This is a genomic window from Streptococcus oralis SK304, from assembly GCF_000287715.1.
Lineage (GTDB): Bacteria > Bacillota > Bacilli > Lactobacillales > Streptococcaceae > Streptococcus > Streptococcus oralis_Y.
In genome coordinates this window covers 78,112-96,158 of sequence record NZ_ALJN01000009.1, presented here as the reverse complement: position 1 = coordinate 96,158, position 18,047 = coordinate 78,112, and the positions used below count along the sequence as shown (strand labels likewise).

Annotated in this window: 20 protein-coding genes and 1 pseudogene; 4 read left to right on the top strand and 17 right to left on the bottom strand. The window is 39.0% G+C overall.

Annotated elements, in window-relative coordinates; all coding sequences use genetic code 11:
• A partial coding sequence (locus HMPREF1125_RS05820) for an IS3 family transposase (protein ID WP_000452540.1) occupies positions 1-889 on the top strand: 889 nt, incomplete at its 5' end.
• Between the two features lie 50 nt (positions 890-939).
• Here the strand turns inward: HMPREF1125_RS05820 and HMPREF1125_RS05815 are convergent.
• From HMPREF1125_RS05815 to hisS, 9 genes and pseudogenes are all read right to left on the bottom strand, one after another.
• On the bottom strand, positions 940-1,881 hold the full coding sequence (locus tag HMPREF1125_RS05815; RefSeq protein WP_000806272.1) for a YitT family protein: 942 nt from the start codon (positions 1,879-1,881) through the stop codon (positions 940-942).
• Positions 1,859-3,622, bottom strand: a complete 1,764-nt coding sequence (gene aspS, locus HMPREF1125_RS05810; protein ID WP_000830897.1) for an aspartate--tRNA ligase — start codon at positions 3,620-3,622, stop codon at positions 1,859-1,861. Before aspS ends, HMPREF1125_RS05815 begins: the two co-directional genes overlap by 23 nt.
• 151 nt (positions 3,623-3,773) lie before the next feature.
• Positions 3,774-3,992 (bottom strand): hypothetical protein, encoded by a 219-nt coding sequence (locus tag HMPREF1125_RS05805; protein WP_000832176.1) that lies wholly within the window; start codon positions 3,990-3,992, stop codon positions 3,774-3,776.
• Between the two features lie 17 nt (positions 3,993-4,009).
• Positions 4,010-4,651 (bottom strand): CPBP family intramembrane glutamic endopeptidase, encoded by a 642-nt coding sequence (locus HMPREF1125_RS05800; protein ID WP_000765246.1) that lies wholly within the window; start codon positions 4,649-4,651, stop codon positions 4,010-4,012.
• 9 nt (positions 4,652-4,660) lie between these two features.
• Positions 4,661-5,395 (bottom strand): annotated as a pseudogene (locus HMPREF1125_RS05795) (DUF3169 family protein).
• Positions 5,396-5,413: 18 nt separating this feature from the next.
• A complete protein-coding gene (locus tag HMPREF1125_RS05790; RefSeq protein WP_001206593.1) occupies positions 5,414-5,764 on the bottom strand; it encodes a PspC domain-containing protein in 351 nt (116 codons plus the stop codon).
• Entirely contained in the window at positions 5,761-5,964 is a 204-nt protein-coding gene (locus tag HMPREF1125_RS05785) for a hypothetical protein (protein WP_001046115.1), read from the bottom strand. Before HMPREF1125_RS05785 ends, HMPREF1125_RS05790 begins: the two co-directional genes overlap by 4 nt.
• Positions 5,961-6,167: a helix-turn-helix transcriptional regulator gene (locus tag HMPREF1125_RS05780; RefSeq protein ID WP_000916943.1), complete on the bottom strand. Its 207-nt coding sequence runs from the start codon at positions 6,165-6,167 to the stop codon at positions 5,961-5,963. The genes HMPREF1125_RS05785 and HMPREF1125_RS05780 overlap by 4 nt, the downstream gene beginning before the upstream one ends.
• A 145-nt stretch (positions 6,168-6,312) precedes the next feature.
• The gene (gene hisS / locus HMPREF1125_RS05775; protein ID WP_000775872.1) at positions 6,313-7,593 is read right to left on the bottom strand and encodes a histidine--tRNA ligase; all 1,281 of its coding nucleotides are present in this window, start codon (positions 7,591-7,593) and stop codon (positions 6,313-6,315) included.
• Between the two features lie 167 nt (positions 7,594-7,760).
• On the opposite strand from hisS, the gene HMPREF1125_RS05770 reads away from it, so the two are divergent.
• Complete coding sequence (locus HMPREF1125_RS05770; RefSeq protein ID WP_001204052.1) at positions 7,761-8,102, top strand: metal-sulfur cluster assembly factor; 342 nt, start codon at positions 7,761-7,763, stop codon at positions 8,100-8,102.
• Positions 8,103-8,277: 175 nt separating this feature from the next.
• Here HMPREF1125_RS05770 and ilvD read toward each other — a convergent pair whose 3' ends face one another.
• Entirely contained in the window at positions 8,278-9,981 is a 1,704-nt protein-coding gene (ilvD, locus tag HMPREF1125_RS05765) for a dihydroxy-acid dehydratase (RefSeq protein WP_000137343.1), read from the bottom strand.
• Positions 9,982-10,201: 220 nt separating this feature from the next.
• Here ilvD and rpmF point away from each other — a divergent pair, with 220 nt between their 5' ends.
• Positions 10,202-10,384, top strand: coding sequence for a 50S ribosomal protein L32 (rpmF, locus tag HMPREF1125_RS05760; RefSeq protein WP_000290417.1), 183 nt, complete (start codon positions 10,202-10,204; stop codon positions 10,382-10,384).
• Between the two features lie 15 nt (positions 10,385-10,399).
• A complete protein-coding gene (gene rpmG, locus HMPREF1125_RS05755) occupies positions 10,400-10,549 on the top strand; it encodes a 50S ribosomal protein L33 (RefSeq protein ID WP_001265622.1) in 150 nt (49 codons plus the stop codon).
• Positions 10,550-10,828: 279 nt separating this feature from the next.
• Here the strand turns inward: rpmG and HMPREF1125_RS05750 are convergent, their stop codons facing one another.
• From HMPREF1125_RS05750 to rpsD, 7 genes are all read right to left on the bottom strand, one after another.
• Positions 10,829-11,314 (bottom strand): hypothetical protein, encoded by a 486-nt coding sequence (locus tag HMPREF1125_RS05750; RefSeq protein ID WP_000644450.1) that lies wholly within the window; start codon positions 11,312-11,314, stop codon positions 10,829-10,831.
• A complete protein-coding gene (locus HMPREF1125_RS05745) occupies positions 11,311-12,210 on the bottom strand; it encodes a DUF6731 family protein (protein WP_000240934.1) in 900 nt (299 codons plus the stop codon). Before HMPREF1125_RS05745 ends, HMPREF1125_RS05750 begins: the two co-directional genes overlap by 4 nt.
• A gap of 29 nt (positions 12,211-12,239) precedes the next feature.
• Positions 12,240-13,301, bottom strand: coding sequence for a restriction endonuclease subunit S (locus tag HMPREF1125_RS05740; protein WP_230454488.1), 1,062 nt, complete (start codon positions 13,299-13,301; stop codon positions 12,240-12,242).
• Positions 13,302-13,402: 101 nt separating this feature from the next.
• On the bottom strand, positions 13,403-15,475 hold the full coding sequence (locus tag HMPREF1125_RS05735) for an HsdM family class I SAM-dependent methyltransferase (protein WP_000208746.1): 2,073 nt from the start codon (positions 15,473-15,475) through the stop codon (positions 13,403-13,405).
• Positions 15,476-15,854: 379 nt separating this feature from the next.
• Complete coding sequence (locus tag HMPREF1125_RS05730) at positions 15,855-16,034, bottom strand: hypothetical protein (protein WP_002882974.1); 180 nt, start codon at positions 16,032-16,034, stop codon at positions 15,855-15,857.
• A gap of 51 nt (positions 16,035-16,085) precedes the next feature.
• Complete coding sequence (locus tag HMPREF1125_RS05725) at positions 16,086-16,367, bottom strand: hypothetical protein (protein ID WP_000877754.1); 282 nt, start codon at positions 16,365-16,367, stop codon at positions 16,086-16,088.
• Between the two features lie 872 nt (positions 16,368-17,239).
• Positions 17,240-17,851 carry a 30S ribosomal protein S4 gene (gene rpsD / locus HMPREF1125_RS05720; RefSeq protein ID WP_000092756.1) on the bottom strand — a complete coding sequence of 204 codons (612 nt, stop codon included), beginning with the start codon at positions 17,849-17,851 and terminating at the stop codon, positions 17,240-17,242.
• Between the last annotated feature and the right edge of the window lie 196 nt (positions 17,852-18,047).

Genomic DNA, 18,047 nt, shown 5'->3' with positions numbered 1-18,047 from the left:
AGGAAAGGGACGAAGCCTTAGAGCGAGAAAAACAGAGACAGTTAGAGAAATGGCTTCAGGAGGATTTCGACTAGATTTACTTCTTGAAACAGCCCGTTTAGCTCGCTCGACTTACTATTATCAGTTGAAGCAACTAGATGGGCTTGACAAAGATAAAGAGCTTAAAACAGAAATTCAGGCCATTTATAATGACCATAAAGGAAATTATGGCTATCGTAGAGTTACTCTTGAACTAAGAAATCGCGGTTTTGTAGTGAATCATAAGAAAGTTCAACGTCTGATGAAGGTCCTTGGTCTAAGTGCTCGAATTCGTCGGAAACGAAAGTATTCTTCCTACCAAGGAGAGATTGGCAAGAAAGCAGAGAATCTCATTCAACGTCAGTTTGAAGCATCAAGGCCAATGGAAAAGTGCTATACGGATGTGACAGAGTTTGCCATTCCAAATAGCACTCAGAAACTCTACTTATCGCCTGTTTTAGATGGCTTTAACAGTGAAATTATTGCTTATAATCTTTCAACTTCACCAAACTTAGAACAAGTGAAAGCTATGCTGGAGCAGGCCTTTACAGAGAAATATTATGAGAATACGAGTCTCCATAGTGACCAAGGTTGGCAATACCAACACGATTCTTATCACAGGTTTTTAGAGAGTAAGGGAATCCAAACATCTATGTCACGTAAAGGTAACAGCCCAGACAACAGTATGATGGAATCTTTCTTTGGCATTTTGAAATCGGAAATGTTTTATGGTTATGAGAAGACGTTTCAGTCGCTTAAGCAATTGGAACAAGCTATTGTGGACTATATTGATTACTACAACAACAAACGAATTAAGGTCAAACTAAAAGGACTTAGTCCTGTGCAATACAGAACTAAATCCTTCACTTAAATTATTTGTCTAACTTTTTGGGGTCAGTACACAGAGCTGGTTTTTCATGTCTAATTGTCTGTTTCTACGAATCGTCCTAGGATGTGGACATTTTCGGATACAGAGACAAAGGCTGTCGGATCGACCTGTTTCATGATGTGTTTAAAATCATTAAACTCTGCTCGCGTGATAACCGTAATCAAGACTGCTTTTCTCTCATGATTATAGGTTCCTTCTGCATCGTGGATCATGGTTGCTCCGCGGTGCAATTTTTTATGGATTCTTGCGATTACCTTGTCAGGATTATTGGTCACAATCATGGCCTGCATGCGTTTTTGCTTTGTAAAGACCGCGTCTGTCACACGACTGGATACAAAGATGGTGATCATAGAGTAGAGGGCGTATTTCCAACCAAAGGTCAGACCTGCTATCAGCATGATGGTTCCATTTACCAAGAAAGAAATACTGCCGACATTCTTACCCGTTTTCTTTCGAATGGTCAGACTGACGATATCTGTACCTCCGCTAGAAATATTGTTACGGAGCGCAAAACCAATCCCCAAGCCCATGACAACGCCCCCAAAAAGGGCATTGATGATGGGATCCTCTGTCAAGGTCACAACTGGCACAAGCTGGATAAAGAGGGAGCTCATGGATACCGTGATAAAGGTAAAGATTGTAAACTTATGCCCAATCTGATACCAAGCTAAAATCATCAATGGAAAATTGATAGCATAAAAGGTTAGCGATATCGGAATGTAAAAACCGAACCAGTGATTGCTCAAGGCAGAGATAATCTGTGCCAGACCTGTCGCACCACTAGAGTAAACGTGCCCTGGTTGAAAAAAGAAATTGACCGCTACTGCTGACAAAAAGCCATAGACCAGAGAAGCCGAGACTTTCTCATCATATTTTTCCCGAGAGATACTTTGTAAAACTCGTAAAATTTTTATCTGATAAGCAAAGCGGCGTAGATAATAACGCCACCGCTTAATTTGTTTTGCTTGTTTCATCTTCTTCTACTTGTAAGCTGAGTTCCTCTAGTTGTTTGAGAGCGACTGTTGATGGAGCTTGTGTCATTGGGTCAGTTGCCTTGTTGTTCTTAGGAAAGGCAATGACTTCACGGATATTTTCTTCTCCTGCTAAGAGCATGACAAAACGGTCAAGCCCGATCGCCAAACCACCGTGTGGTGGGAAACCATAGTCCATGGCTTCTAAAAGGAAACCAAACTGGTCATTTGCTTCCTCAGCTGAGAAACCAAGAGCCTTGAACATGCGTTCTTGAAGGTCTTTTTGGTTAATACGAAGGCTTCCACCACCAAGTTCGTAACCGTTCAAGACGATATCGTAAGCAATGGCACGAACTTTAGCCAAATCACCTTCTAATTCGTGAGCTGTCTCTTCCTGTGGAAGGGTAAACGGATGGTGGGCACTCATGTAACGACCTTCTTCTTCAGACCATTCAAACATTGGCCAGTCAACTACCCAGAGGAAGTTAAATTTGTCGTTATCAATCAAGCCAAGCTCTTTGGCAATACGTCCACGAAGGGCGCCTAGTGTTGCATTGGTCACTTCAAGCGTATCCGCCACAAATAGAACCAAATCCTTATCTTCAAGACCAAGTGCTACAGTCAATTCTCCTTGGATACCAGTTAAGAACTTGGCAACCGGTCCATTTAATTCTCCATCAACTACCTTGACCCAAGCAAGACCTTTGGCACCGTACTGTTTGGCTACTTCGGTCATCTTGTCGATGTCTTTACGTGAGTAGTTGTCCGCAGCTCCTTTGACTACAATGGCTTTAACAGCAGGTGCTTCTGAGAAGACTTTAAAATCAACACCCTTGACAACTTCTGTCAAGTCCTGAAGCAACATGTCAAAACGCGTATCTGGCTTGTCAGAACCGTAAAGAGCCATCGCATCATCGTACTTCATACGAGGAAATGGAAGCGTTACTTCGATGCCTTTTGTTTCTTTCATCACGCGCGCAATCAAGCCTTCTGTGATATCTTGGATTTCTTGCTCACTAAGGAATGACGTTTCCAAGTCGACCTGGGTAAACTCAGGCTGACGGTCTCCACGCAAGTCCTCGTCACGGAAACATTTGACGATTTGGTAGTAACGGTCAAATCCAGCATTCATCAAGAGCTGTTTGGTAATCTGTGGACTTTGAGGAAGAGCATAGAAATGTCCTTTGTTGACACGAGATGGCACCAAATAGTCACGCGCCCCTTCTGGTGTTGACTTAGAAAGGAATGGCGTCTCCACATCAATAAACTCCAACTCATCCAAGTAGTTACGGATAGAATGAGTCACCTTGGCACGAAGCTTGAGATTTTCCAACATCTCTGGACGACGAAGGTCAAGGTAACGGTAACGCAAACGCGTATCGTCATTGGCCTCAATACCATCTTTAATCTCAAAAGGTGTTGTTTTGGCTGTATTCAACACTGTCAAAGCTGTCACGTTCAACTCAACCGCACCAGTCGGCAATTTATCATTGGCTTGCTCACGCGCAGCGACTTGTCCAGTCACCTCGATAACAAATTCGCTACGAAGACTTTCAGCTGTTGCCATAACCTCTGCAGAAACTTTTTCAGGGTTGATAACCAACTGCATGATCCCTTCACGGTCACGAAGGTCGATAAAGATCAAACCACCCAAGTCACGACGACGGCCAACCCATCCTTTCAAGGTAATTTCTTGTCCGATATGTTCCTCACGAACACGACCAGCATACATACTACGTTTCATTGTTTCTCTCCTCTTTTATTCTGTTACTATTTTACCATAAAAGCGCAAGCTCTTCATGAAAATCATCAGAAAAGTTTGATTGTCTTTAGAAATCAAAACGAACAGACAAAAAATCCGATGAAAACATTATCGGATTCTCTGATTATGATTCTTAACCTTTTTTACGCTTTTCAGCAATCTCAGCTGCCTTTTTAGGTAGAACAATCTCCGTCGCATAAGCCGAAGCAAAACGCAAGACACCTGCAATAGGCGCAAAGACAACTGCTAGATAGTTGTAAAAGAAATCGCCTTTAAAGGCATAGGCAAGTGCCCCGATGATAAAGAAGAGAACGACCGCCTGTATCACTGCTAATAAAATTACTCGTTTCATGTGACCTCCTGACTCTATTATAGCATGAGTATCATCAAAAAGCCGATTAAATTATTCAAAGCGTGTAAAGAAATGCTGTAAAGAAGACCTTTTCGGCTCACATAAGCCAGACCCAAACTCAATCCCAGACTAGCATAAACTAAAAACTGTTGCAAAGTCCCTGGAAAATGAATCAAGGCAAAGAGCACACTCGATACGAGGAGAAACAGAGCTGTCTGTTTGCTGTTATTTTGCTTAGGAAAGAGATAGCGCGCCAGCATCCCTCTAAAGATAAGTTCTTCCGTCAGAGGAGCAAAGACCACTACCATAAAGAAACCAAATACAGGCTGTGCGACTGTCAGTTGAGATACGATTTGTTGATTAGCCGACGGATCATCTGGCAAAAAGAACTGGGCTGTAATCGCCACTAGCAAAACCAGAGTTGGCAACCAAATATAACGATTAAAAACCGTCGTCTGGATGCTAACCTTTTCTGTCTGATACCATCTGTAAACTCCATAAACATAGGCTCCTGACAGGACGATATAAAGTGGCAAGACTCCAAAGATCGAAGCCCCTAGGTCAAGCGCTGATAAAGCCATACTCTGAACCATTCCATAGCCAAAGAAAAAGGATAGAACAGCTAGAAGAAACCAGCCAAGATTTTTAAATAATTTCATAAAAGGCTCCTATTTGAAATAATGTTTTATCATAGGTAATTGCATCACATTGATATAAATATGGATCGCTCCTACAAGCAAGAAGGCTAGTAACTGAATCTCTCCTGTCAATAAAGAAAAGATAGCAATCAAAAAATAGAGACCTGGTAAGACATACTGATTTAATTGGAATAAAATTCGAAAACTTTGTTCCAAATTAGCCTGACGCTCCCCTTCATCATAGGAGTTTACGTAGTCCAAGACATCCTTTGGTGTAGAGAAGAATTCCAAATCAAACTGACGAACGATCGCAATGGTCTTATAGAGATATTTTTGAGCACTGAAAATCATCACTAATGCCAAAAAAGAAAGAGATAAGGTTATATAGCTGATATTTAGTACAATTACTTCACTACCTGAGATGAAAAGAGCCAAAAAAATCGCTACGCCTGCACTATTAAAAGCAATAGTTCCAAACTCGAGATTACGATACATTTGTACATAATAGGTTTCATTCAGATCATCATCCATTTCCTCTTAATACAAGGAGTGAAATTTTCTGCTTTTCTTTAAGAAATCGAAAGTCAAAAACATACTAATGAAACCTAACAGTAAACAAATAGATGATATCCATGGAATCACGGTTTTGACATCTAAAATGCTTCCATAGTTTTCGGTATAGGCCTTAAACATCCCTGCAAACATGCCCAAGAAGCCTCCCAAGATAACAGCCATTAAAAATAACAATCCACGTTTCTTTTTCATATTCATACTCTTTCTAATCTAAACCAATCCAACTAACCACTGACCAAATGCTTTCCCTGATTCATAAATAGCTGTTAAGCCTTCTGTTCCAAGTGACACCAAAATCAAACAAACAGAAAGTAAGAGAATAGCTTGATTTCTAGCTTTTTTTGCTCCATCTCCCAAGGGTTCATTGCCAAGCCAACCTGCTAGATAGGCATAGAGAGTTACTGTTATAATCCCAATCTCTGTCGAAGAGAGAAATAACAAGACTGTCACCAAACGAACGATATTGGCTTGAATGTTAAAATAATTTGCTAAACCTGCACAAACACCCGCAAGTTCTTTGTGCTCAGTATCGACTTGAAAACCTGCTAAAAACTCTCTCATGATTTTTCTCCTTTTTCAACCTTTTTGAATTTTATTTTTCTCTCTACCCATCTAAAGACTAATAGTAAAACTATGTTAATCCAGAAGAGATATTTGCTTTCAACAATTGTAAACCAACCAAATAGGCTTCCGATCATAGCCAAAAAATTAACGATAAACACAACTATAGATAGATAATAAATCACTTTATACTTATTCATTCCTCATCCTCCTCTATACGAAATACCGACTCGACTGGCTCATGGAATATCTGAGCAATCTTCAGGGCAATGACGATGGATGGGGTGTACTCATCCCGTTCTAGTAGGCTAATGGTCTGTCTGGAAACACCTGCTAGCTTGGCCAGTTCGGTTTGATTGAGACCATCGCGAGCTCGAAGCTCTTTTAGACGATTTTTAAGCATTCCTTTCTCCTTTTCTCTTAACTTGCTTATATTGTAACACATCTTTTCCTTTTTGACAAGTATATTTGTCAAAAAAGTTTATGATTTTTGTCATTTTGCAAAAGAAAAAGGTCAGGAATAAGATCCTGACCAGTTTTAAATACTATTAAAAGCCTAATTTTTCAAAGATTTCTGAGAAATTTTGATTGATAGCATCAAGTGACACTTGAACTTCTTCTCGAGTTTGGTTGTTCTTAACTGTCACTTGTCCGCTTTCAACTTCGCTCTCTCCGAGAGTGATGAGGGTCTTAGCAGCAAAGACATCGGCTGACTTGAACTGAGCTTTGAGTTTACGGTTGAGGTAATCACGCTCTGCTTTAAAACCTTGTTGGCGAAGGGCTTGTACCAACTCCAAAGCCTTGACATTTGCCCCTTGACCCAAGACAGCAATATAAACATCAAGGGCATTTTCAATCGGCAGTGCCACACCTTGCTTTTCAAGGATGAGAAGCAGGCGCTCTACACCAAGTCCAAAACCAAATCCAGAAGTCTCAGGGCCACCAAAGTAGGCAACCAAGCCATCGTAGCGACCACCCGCACAGACTGTCAAGTCATTACCCTCAATCTCAGTGATAAACTCGAAAATGGTGTGGTTGTAGTAGTCCAGACCACGCACCATATTGGTATCGATGATATAGTCTACTCCGAGAGTTTTCAACATCTGACGCACGGCATCAAAGTGAGCCTGGCTTTCTTCATCAAGGAAGTCCAAGATAGACGGAGCATTCTCCACTGCCACCTTGTCTTCTTTTTCCTTAGAGTCCAAGACACGAAGAGGATTTTCCTCCAAACGACGTTGGCTGTCCTTAGACAAGGTCTCCTTGAGCGGTGTCAAATAGTCGATCAAGGCTTGACGATAGGCTGCACGGCTCTCAGGATTTCCCAGAGTGTTAAGGTGTAGTTTGACACCTTGGATGCCGATTTCTTTCAAGAAATGAGCTGCCATAGCGATGGTTTCCACATCGGTAGCTGGATTGCTTGAGCCAAAGCACTCGACACCAATCTGGTGAAACTGGCGCAAACGCCCTGCTTGCGGACGCTCATAGCGGAACATTGGGCCCATGTAATAGAACTTACTTGGCTTTTGCACTTCTGGGGCGAAAAGTTTATTTTCCACATAAGAACGGACAACGGGCGCAGTTCCTTCTGGACGGAGGGTAATATGGCGGTCACCCTTGTCATAAAAATCATACATTTCCTTGGTTACGATATCCGTTGTATCTCCGACAGAGCGACTGATAACCTCGTAATGCTCAAAAATAGGCGTGCGCACTTCTGCGTAGTTATAGCGCTTGAAAATTTCGCGGGCAAAGCCCTCAACGTACTGCCACTTGGCAGACTCAGCAGGTAAAATATCCTGAGTTCCTTTTGGTTTTTGTAATTTCATAGGGTATCCTCTTTTAACTTAATAGTCTTATTTTACCACAAATAGAGGGATTAAAACAGTGAGAGTAGAAAATCGCAAGAGAGTCTTTTCAGAAAATTCATCAAAAACTTGCCAAATTGTCAGAATTATGAGAAAATAGAGGATATTTATCAGGTGGAGGGACTGTTATGAGAGACGATATCAAAATCAATGACCGCGCTTTAGCCTTGCAAGACCAAATTATTGAAAAACTAGAGAAGGTTTTTGATACAGATGTGGAATTAGATGTTTACAATCTGGGCTTGATTTATGAAATCAATCTGGATGAAACAGGTCTCTGTAAGATTGTCATGACCTTCACCGATACTGCATGTGATTGCGCCGAAAGCCTGCCTATCGAAATCGTCGCAGGTCTAAAACAAATCGAGGGTATCGAAGATGTCAAGGTTGAAGTCACTTGGTCGCCTGCCTGGAAGATCACACGAATCAGTCGCTACGGCCGTATTGCCCTTGGACTGCCACCTCGTTAATACTCTTCAAAAATCAAATTCAAACCACGTCAGCTTTATCTCCAACCTCAAAGCTGTGCTTTGAGCAACCTGCGCCTAGCTTTCTAGTTTGCTCTTTGATTTTTATTGAGTATAAGTAGGCAAATCACTTTTGAAGATTAAAAAAAGCAAGCCGAGATTGGCTTGCTTTTTGAGTTTATTTTTTACCTGACTTGTCCATATTCCAGAAGTCTGTCACGGCCCCGCGTGAAGCAGATGATACGATATGGGCATATTTACCGAGGACACCACGGCTGTAAAGTGGTGGCAAGGTTGTTTCTGCCTTGCGTTTTTCAAGTTCTTCTTCGGATACGGCCATAGAAATTTCTTTGGTATCTTGGTCAACCGTAACGATATCACCTGTACGAAGGTAAGCAATCGGTCCACCATCCTGAGCTTCAGGGGCGATATGTCCAACAACCAGACCATAAGTACCACCTGAGAAACGGCCATCCGTCAAGAGGGCAACCTTGTCTCCTTGACCTTTACCAACGATCATGGATGAAAGTGACAGCATCTCAGGCATACCAGGACCACCCTTAGGTCCCACGAAACGAACAACGACAACATCGCCATCAACGATTTCGTCTGTCAGAACGGCCTGAATAGCGTCTTCTTCTGAGTCAAAGACCTTAGCTGGTCCAACGTGACGGCGCACTTTAACACCTGATACCTTGGCAACCGCTCCATCAGGGGCAAGGTTCCCGTTCAAGATGATAAGCGGACCATCTGCACGCTTTGGATTTTCCAGTGGCATAATGACTTTTTGACCTGGTGTGAGGTCTGCAAAGTCGGCCAAGTTTTCAGCAACGGTCTTACCAGTACATGTGATGCGGTCTCCATGAAGGAAACCATTTGCCAAGAGGTACTTCATAACCGCAGGTACACCACCGACTTCGTAGAGGTCTTGGAAGACATACTGACCAGAAGGTTTCAAGTCGGCCAAGTGAGGCACGCGTTCTTGGATCGTATTGAAGTCCTCAAGTGACAAGTCAACATTAGCCGCATGGGCAATGGCAAGCAAGTGAAGAGTGGCATTTGTAGAACCACCGAGAGCCATAGTTACAGTGATGGCATCTTCAAAGGCTTCACGAGTCAAGATATCTGATGGTTTGAGACCGAGCTCCAGCATCTTAACAACAGCACGTCCTGCTGCTTCGATATCTTCTTTCTTATCAGCAGATTCAGCTGGGTGAGAGGAAGACCCTGGCAAACTCATCCCTAGAACTTCGATAGCAGTCGCCATGGTATTAGCTGTATACATACCACCACAGCCACCAGGGCCAGGGCAAGCATTACATTCAAGACGTTTCACGTCCTCAGCTGTCATATCACCGTGGTTCCATTTTCCGATACCCTCAAAGACAGAAACCAAGTCAATGTCTTTGCCATCAAGGTTTCCAGGTGCAATGGTTCCACCATAGGCAAAAATAGCTGGGATATCCATGTTGGCAATGGCAATCATAGAACCAGGCATGTTCTTGTCACAGCCACCGATAGCGACAAAGGCATCCACGTTGTGACCACCCATAGCCGCTTCGATTGAGTCCGCGATGATATCACGAGATGTTAGGGAGAAACGCATACCCGGCGTTCCCATGGCAATCCCGTCCGCTACGGTAATAGTTCCAAACTGAACAGGCCAAGCACCTGCCGATTTGACACCTTCTTTGGCCAATTTCCCGAAATCATGCAGGTGGATATTACAAGGAGTATTTTCTGCCCAAGTCGAAATTACTCCCACAATCGGTGTTTCAAAGTCCTTATCTGTCATACCAGTCGCACGAAGCATGGCACGGTTTGGTGATTTCACCATGCTGTCATAAATGCTACTGCGGTGACGTTTATCTAATTCAGTCATCTTATCCCTCCCATTTCAGTTTTTACTATTATAGCACAATTTCCGCATGAAGAACAGAATAAAATTCTTGAATTTTCAGAAAATTTCGATTACTAGCTTCTAATTTTTTCATCTTTTTTTGTCAAGTAACTTTACTTTACAAAAAAAATGTGTTATCCTAGTATGGTTGATGAAAATCAGTTGATTGAATCGAATATAAATACCTAAAGGAGAAATCAAAATGGCAGTACCTGCACGTCGCACTTCAAAAGCGAAGAAAAACAAACGTCGTACACACTACAAAGTAACAGCTCCATCTGTAAACTTTGACGAAACTACTGGAGATTACTCACGTTCTCACCGCGTATCACTTAAAGGATACTACAAAGGACGTAAAATCGCTAAAGCTGCATCAGCTGAATAATAGAAGGGAGATACCATGCGCGTAAATATTACACTTGAACACAAAGAATCTGGTGAACGCTTGTACCTTACTTCTAAAAACAAACGTAACACTCCAGACCGTCTTCAATTGAAGAAATACTCACCAAAACTTCGCAAACACGTTGTGTTTACAGAAGTGAAGTAAGCATTCAATACGAATCAATACATAAGAAAAACGCTTATTTCAAGCGTTTTTTCTTTTTGTTAATTTCAGTACATTGCAATATAAATCATTCGAATCACTACCTTTTTCACTACCTTTTATGAAATAAGAAACTGATTCGGACAATTAAAAGCAAAAGGAGCCTCATCTCATGATGAAGCTTCTTTTTATTGTATTCTCATTCCTAAAAATACTAGAAATAGCATAGTCTTTTTTAGTATTTGTGGAATCTAAAACGCAGGCTGGTTTTAGCCTGCGTTTTTATTTCTGTGGTTTCATCATTGTATTGTCAATTTCATCATTTTCAAAAAAGTAAAAAATAAAAATTAGAACAACCATTAAAACGCTCGAAACTAAGAAAAATAACGTTGATAACCAAAATAAAATACTCAAAATCTTTACATCTAGACAATTTGATAAGAACAATCTATAAAAAGCACAGACAATGATATTTACAATTCCAACAGCAAATGGAACTATAATTGAAAGTATTAATTGTATCTTTGCTCTTTTTGTCTCAAATATTGTTTTCATAATTGCTGTAGATTTTGAAATTGAAGCAAGTATACCTAACATTGCTCCTAAAAAGCCTGTCATTATTGACGAAAAATTAAGTACATCTCCAACAAAATCATTTTTATTCTTCAAATTTTCAAAGTAATTGGAAATCGGAATACTTGCCAGAACAATTAATATTGCAAATATCACATAGAGAATCCAAAATCTATTCTGTCTTATAGCTTTCATTTATTCCTTAAAACCTTATTCTTTACTTCTGTATATCTAACTGACATTTCAGAAAATACTGAAGCTGGATTTAACGTTCTATTTTCATCATACTGAAAATGAATTACTTCCATCAATTTATTTGAAATTAAATCAACTGTTTCAGTTTTATCCTCAAGATTCCGTCCTTTAACATTTAATTTTTTGACTCCATCTCTATTAATAGACATAATTTCATTAACAATACTGTCTGGTAAATACTCTCCTGTACCACCTGTATCTTTTTTGGCAGTCAATGAAATTTCAACATCAAACAAGTTTGAATCTTTACTTGAAGATATAGCATTTTTTATAATTGATATTAAATCGAAATTATCGCTAGGTTCAGTTTTTTCTCTCATTTTGATGGCTACATGTTTATATCCTGTGAAACTCCTTGCAATATTTTCTGCATCTGCTTGTATTATAATCGGTAGTCTTATATCACAACCAGAATACTCCAATTTTTCCAGCAAAGAACTCAAAAAAGATTCAAACTTATTGGGGCTGATTGAATTTCTATTTACTTGAAGCATAAACACCGCATTTTCATAATCATATAATGCTGACATCTTTTCCCCTAGAAACTCATCATCAGCTAATCCCAATTCTTGAGATTCTCCAAATAGTTTTGTTTTGCTTGGAAAATTGAAATCTCTTAGCTCTTCTATAACTAGATGATAATAAGGTTCTGAATCGTTAGGCCGATTTAATCTCTCTAATTTGTACTTAACTCCAGCAATCTCAAAAGTATACCTCTCATTTGGGTTTTCTCTATAAAATCTAGAAACTTCATCAAAAATTTCAGATAAATCAATTGTTTGTCCGTTGTTTACAACTTGATGAAAGTAGAATCTTACTTGCTTAGATTTGACCATTTGTACCTCTTTTTATTTCACACGAAAATTTATTTTGCTACAACTTCTTTTGTTGCTTCAATTTGTTTATCAGCGTACAAGACGACATCTTTAATAGCTAATTTTTTAATCGCCTGCACCAAGGTTGCCATATAATCAAAATTAATTTCACCTTGTTCATTAACTGGTAATTTTATCAGTTTATCCTTAACTACGTTCCAACCACCTAATTTGTTTTTATAAGAGTAAATTGGTAGATCTGTAACCTTATTGATACTTGGAACCATAAAGAGATAGTCATTCGGTCTTAGTTGCTTATCCGAACCAATCCAATCAATGGCATAAGCGTCAGATAAGACGGTAAATTCTTGTGATTGAAAGTAAGCTCTATAAACATCACTGTTAGATGGGATAGAGATAACGTTTTGTAAAACTGTTGCCCCTTCTTTCGGAACATAGTAGTTCAACCCTTGATTCATAAAACTAGAGGTCAGGGCTGGCAAGCTGAAGTCCCCTTGTGGCTCTTTTGGCAATTCTTTTGCTTTATAAGGTAATTTCTTAGTTTTAACTCTATCAAATAAATCACCCATGCGAAACTCTTGCCATTGTTGATTTTCAAATACCTCTAAGGCGTCTTCTTCATCTTGGGTTAGTTGGTAATCTTTAAAACCACTTACTAATAGATACGCCTCGAGCGTCTCGATGCGTTCCGCCTCGAGCGCTTTTATATATTTTTCCATAAAATTAAATGCTATTTTTGATTTTATAGTAGGCAAGATCACTTCAATTTCATTTAATTTTTGTGCTGAAACAGTATTCGTGTATCCAAAATGATTCAAATGATTCTGAAGTATAGCGGTAAAAAACAGTCCTGAAAGTTGATTCAAATCAAACTCAGAAGGCTCTAATACCAGTACACCATCTGTAGTAACAAATTTTTCTGGTTGAAAATATACAATACCTGTTTGTCTTCCTACAATAATTGAATTTCCATTAAACTCTCTGTATTGCTTATCATTAAGTACTCTTGTTACAAAACCATTGCCAGAATCATTTTGTGCAATAAATGAGATTCCTTTAGAATCTTCAACAAGCAATCCTTGATTCTGGATATCTCCTCTCTTTATATCTCGAAAAAGCCTATTTAATCTAAAGGCTTGCCACTCGCCTCCTTGTTCATAGAACTGTTGTTCTACTTGTTGAAGACGAGGGCTTAAACTTTTTTTGATGAGTCTTCCTTTTTATTTTTCAATAATTGACTAACTTCCCATGATAGATAATTAGCTACTGTCTTTTTAAAATCTCTGATACTTGGAATTGAACTAATTTTTATATGCTGGTCAAAATTCCAGTCTTCACCATGCTTTTCACCAGAGAGAGCAATAGCATCTTCAATATACTCTTTTTCTGTAAAAATGTTTAACTCATCTTTACCAAATTTAACGAGATTAACCACCTCTTCATAACGTCCTATTGCATTATCGATATCTTGTAAGTTAGTGCTAGCTTTTGATTTCTTACGATTTGAACGCTTATAACCATCATTGCGTAAATCAATAAACTTCACTCGCTGTTTGACTTCATGCTTTTCTCCTACCTTAAAAACATAGATGGAAGTTTGTACGCTAGATTTACCAATAAAAATATCCATCGGCATTTTGATTGACGCTAAAAGCGTATTCTGTTCTAAAATCTTCTGATTTATTTCCTTGGCTTTTCCTGCACCTGCTGAGTCTTGGATAATAATAGAAGCATAACCACCTTTCATCATAGACAAAGCACGCTTGACAAAGTTCATCCCATTTCCTGTTTCAGAGTAAGGAGGATTCAAGAGGAAAACATCTGCTGGGAAATGCTCATTGTCTTTACCATAACCATATTTTCCATCAAATTTTCTCAAACTATCATCTTGTAGGATATTACTTGAACCATCCCCCATCAAAATCATATTCAGAACAGCTAACATGTATATTTCTGGAAGAATTTCAATTCCGAGAATTTGTTCCGCCTTAATTTTTTCTTCCTTTTCTCTGAGTTCATCAGGGCTTGCGATTTCCTTTTTAGCGTCATCTAACATCAGATTCATAGCAGCCACTAAAAGACCACCTGACCCAGTCGCAAAGTCCCAGACATAGGAATCCTTGTTTACTCGTGCTAATTTCGCCATAAGAAGCGCCACGTATCGAGGAGTTAAAACTACATCATTCTGGTCATCACCTGCAAAACTCAACCATCTAAACATGACATTAAAGAGCTTTCCTGTAAAGTCTGTATCCACTCCGATTTTGTAAAAATAACCTAAGTCATCAATCACTTCTGTAAAGATTTCTTTAAGAAGTGATACCCCGTTTCTTGGATCTGAAAAGCTAGGTTCAAGAATTGTAGGCTCTAAATGACGCAAGATTTGTTTTTGTTTGTCTCGTGGTAGATTCTTTTCTTTCAGAAATGCCTTGATTTTACGAATTAAAATATCTCCGTCTGTGTCATCTTCTTCTCTAGAAGATTTCAAGTCTGCTGGTTCTAAGGGTTTAACTTCACCTGCAACCCCTAAATTTGCCATGATACTGGCGGCCACTAAGTGGATACGTGCTAAGGAACTTATATTCTTTTGCTTATTAAAAAGGCTTTCGTTTATCTTTGTTAAAGCGTCTTCAATTCTATCTTCACGCTTTTGATGAATCAAACGTAATTCATCTTCTGACAGTTGTAGCTCTTTGACCTTTTCTGTAAACTCATCAAAATTTTCAGGTTTTAAGAAAGATAAATCTGAATACTCGCTAACTTTTTGACCAATACCATAGTTAGACTTAGAAACATAGTAAACTCCAAAACGAGTTTCAAGGTTGCCTGCCTCGTCTTCATCACCCGTAATCCCAATGGCAATGACATCTGTATAACTAGAATATTGAAGAATAGCGTTGGCATAGTGAACTGCTCCATTCACCGCATAGCCGTTGATATTAGTATAATTTGGTTCCCCTTTTTCTTTACCGCTTGTTCTCGTATTTGCGACATGGCCTTCTTTATCTAGCTTTTCCAGTTTATTACTTCCACATTTCAATTCAATCATAATAGGGTAATAGTCTAATTTGCTATCTGTCAATAATAGTTTAACATCAACCAGATTCGCTCCCTCACCACCTGTTTTTGAGGGAGCTTTTAACAAGGCTTTGTCAATCTCAGGATTGACACTTTCATTTTGTGTCACGAACTCCATGCCATAAGATGTTAGCCATTTTTCAACTTCACGTTGAATCTTTACTTCTTTACTCTGTTTCGTTGTCATTAGTTCTTTCCATTTTGATTTTTAATTATTTTCTACACCACATAATTATATCACATTTCACTCTCTTCCCTTAGTTTGTTCCAAGTTTCATTTCTACTTTTATGTGTGTCATATAAAAATTTTATGTAATCCTGTCCAGCTTTAATGATACCATGCTGAAATTTTAACTCTGTTTCAAGAATTTTGTCTTCTCTATAAGGAGTATAGACCGTATTATATAATAGTTCTTCCTTTATTTAAGAGCATTGTAGCGTATTAAACTGCGTTTTAAAAGTTTAACAGATAAAATCTAATCTTTGGGATGCGGTTCATTCATCAAAGGTGCTTTTTATTTTAATAATACTGCACTTCAATTCCATCCATAATATTTATTAAAGTATTATCGCCAATTTTTAAAAATCAGTTCATTTAATGATGATACCTGGTATTCTTTATCTCCAATAACCACAACAATATCTTGAGCAGAATTAATAAAAATCCCACAAGCTTTACCATTATAATCAAAAGAGGCATCCCAGCCGTTGTCGTATAACGCTTGTAAATCATCTAATATCGCCATATAAAAATCCTTTCCCATAGTGTTTTGACAGGTGAAAGCGCCTAGATTGTTCTAAGCGCTATGTTTTACTAACTGTTTTACCTGTTCATAGTATGGCTTTAGGAAATTTATAAATCCTTGCTTATCACTTGGATCATGTTCCTCTAAGAACATCATCAGCTCAAAGTCATTGAGAGCGTCAAACATTTCAGGGTTTTCATTGTCCCAAGCTTCGGCAAAATCTTCATCTTCTCCGAAAAGGGCGTTAAACTTGAAGGAGAAATCCCAAAAATTATCAATCTGACCATTGACAGCTTGCTTTAGCATGTCTAATACTTGTTGGCTGTATTTCATAATGGTTTAAATCCTCTCAGTTTTTTTTACGTTTCATCCTAGTTACTACAATATTTGTATAAGCCTCAGTGATGTAGAGGATACCGTTATAGTATCTTGCAAGTCTGCCGTTCTGCTCTGATACATAATTAGGTGGTAAAGAAAAGGCTGCCCTTACCGTTTCATTGCACTCCTCCTAATAAAAGCATTATAGCACACCTTGCTTGCTAAAGTACTACAGATACTCCATTAGACTAGCTTACTACTTTATTTTCCTTGTAAAATGTCGTATGCTATAGCGTGCAAAGGAACCGACTATCATCAAATAGTGGGCTTTAAGTATACTTGCGTCAATTAGTTTTTTCGATTATAATCTATTTAATGAATAGAGGTTTTCCATCTCCCCTTGAAACAGATTATTATGCGGTAGGAGGTGGGACACCTCTATTTTTATAATTGCTAACCTTGGATTATACTTGTACTAGAAATTTTTTTGAGTTATAATTAAGTTAAGGTAAAGGTGGTCTAACGTCCATGAAGCAGCTTGCTGTGGAGGCGGTGGGTCACCTTTATTTGATTTTAAAATCAATAAAATGTATAATTTAGTTAAGAAAGAAGTGTGGTTTTCCCGCCTAAAAGCTCTATTGCTTTGGGAGAGTCATGCTTCTTTTTACCTCTCAAAAATGAACGCCAAAAAAGCCGTCTCAATTTTTGAGGCAGCCATCAGCAATCTATAAATAATAAGGGTGTCCCATTTTGGGGCTACCCTCTTACTATACCTAAAATTAGTTATGGGTAACTAAAAGGGTAGTAAAATCAAAAAAAGCACTCTAGGAAAGCGCCCCAAAGTGCTTAATATCAAGGCTCTAAAACCTATCTGATTCAATAAAATATTACAACATTTTGTTGTAGAATTCAACGACAAGTGCTTCGTTGATTTCTGGGTTGATTTCGTCGCGTTCTGGCAAGCGAGTCAATGAACCTTCCAATTTTTCAGCGTCGAATGATACGAATGCTGGACGTCCAAGAGTAGCTTCTACTGCTTCAAGGATTGCTGGAACTTTCAATGATTTTTCACGAACTGAGATTACTTGACCTGGAGTTACACGGTATGATGGGATATCAACGCGTTTTCCGTCAACAAGGATGTGACCGTGGTTTACGAATTGACGAGCTTGACGACGAGTAGTCGCAAGACCAAGACGGTAAACAACGTTATCCAAACGACGTTCCAAAAGAAGCATGAAGTTGAAACCTAGGATTCCGCCTTTGATTTTTGTAGCTTGTACGAACAAGTTACGGAATTGTTTTTCACCTACACCGTAAGTGAAACGAAGTTTTTGTTTTTCAGCCAATTGCAAACCGTATTCTGACAATTTAGAACGGTTGTTTGGTCCGTGTTGTCCTGGTACGTAGTTACGACGTGCCAATTCTTTACCTGTACCTGTAAGTGAAAGGCCAAGGCGACGAGCTTGTTTCCAAGATGGTCCTGTATAACGTGACATGTGTATGTCCTCCTTATATAAATAATATTTCGGTGGAAATAGTCACTTAGAGAGCCCTGATTCGTGCAGATGCCCTTCGCCTAAACAGCCAAGGTTACTTATCATAAGACACCTGTTGACGAGCTTCATGCTTTCCTGCTGCTATTTCACACAAAGGCTATTGTACCATGAAAAGCTAGATTTGTAAAGGGATTTT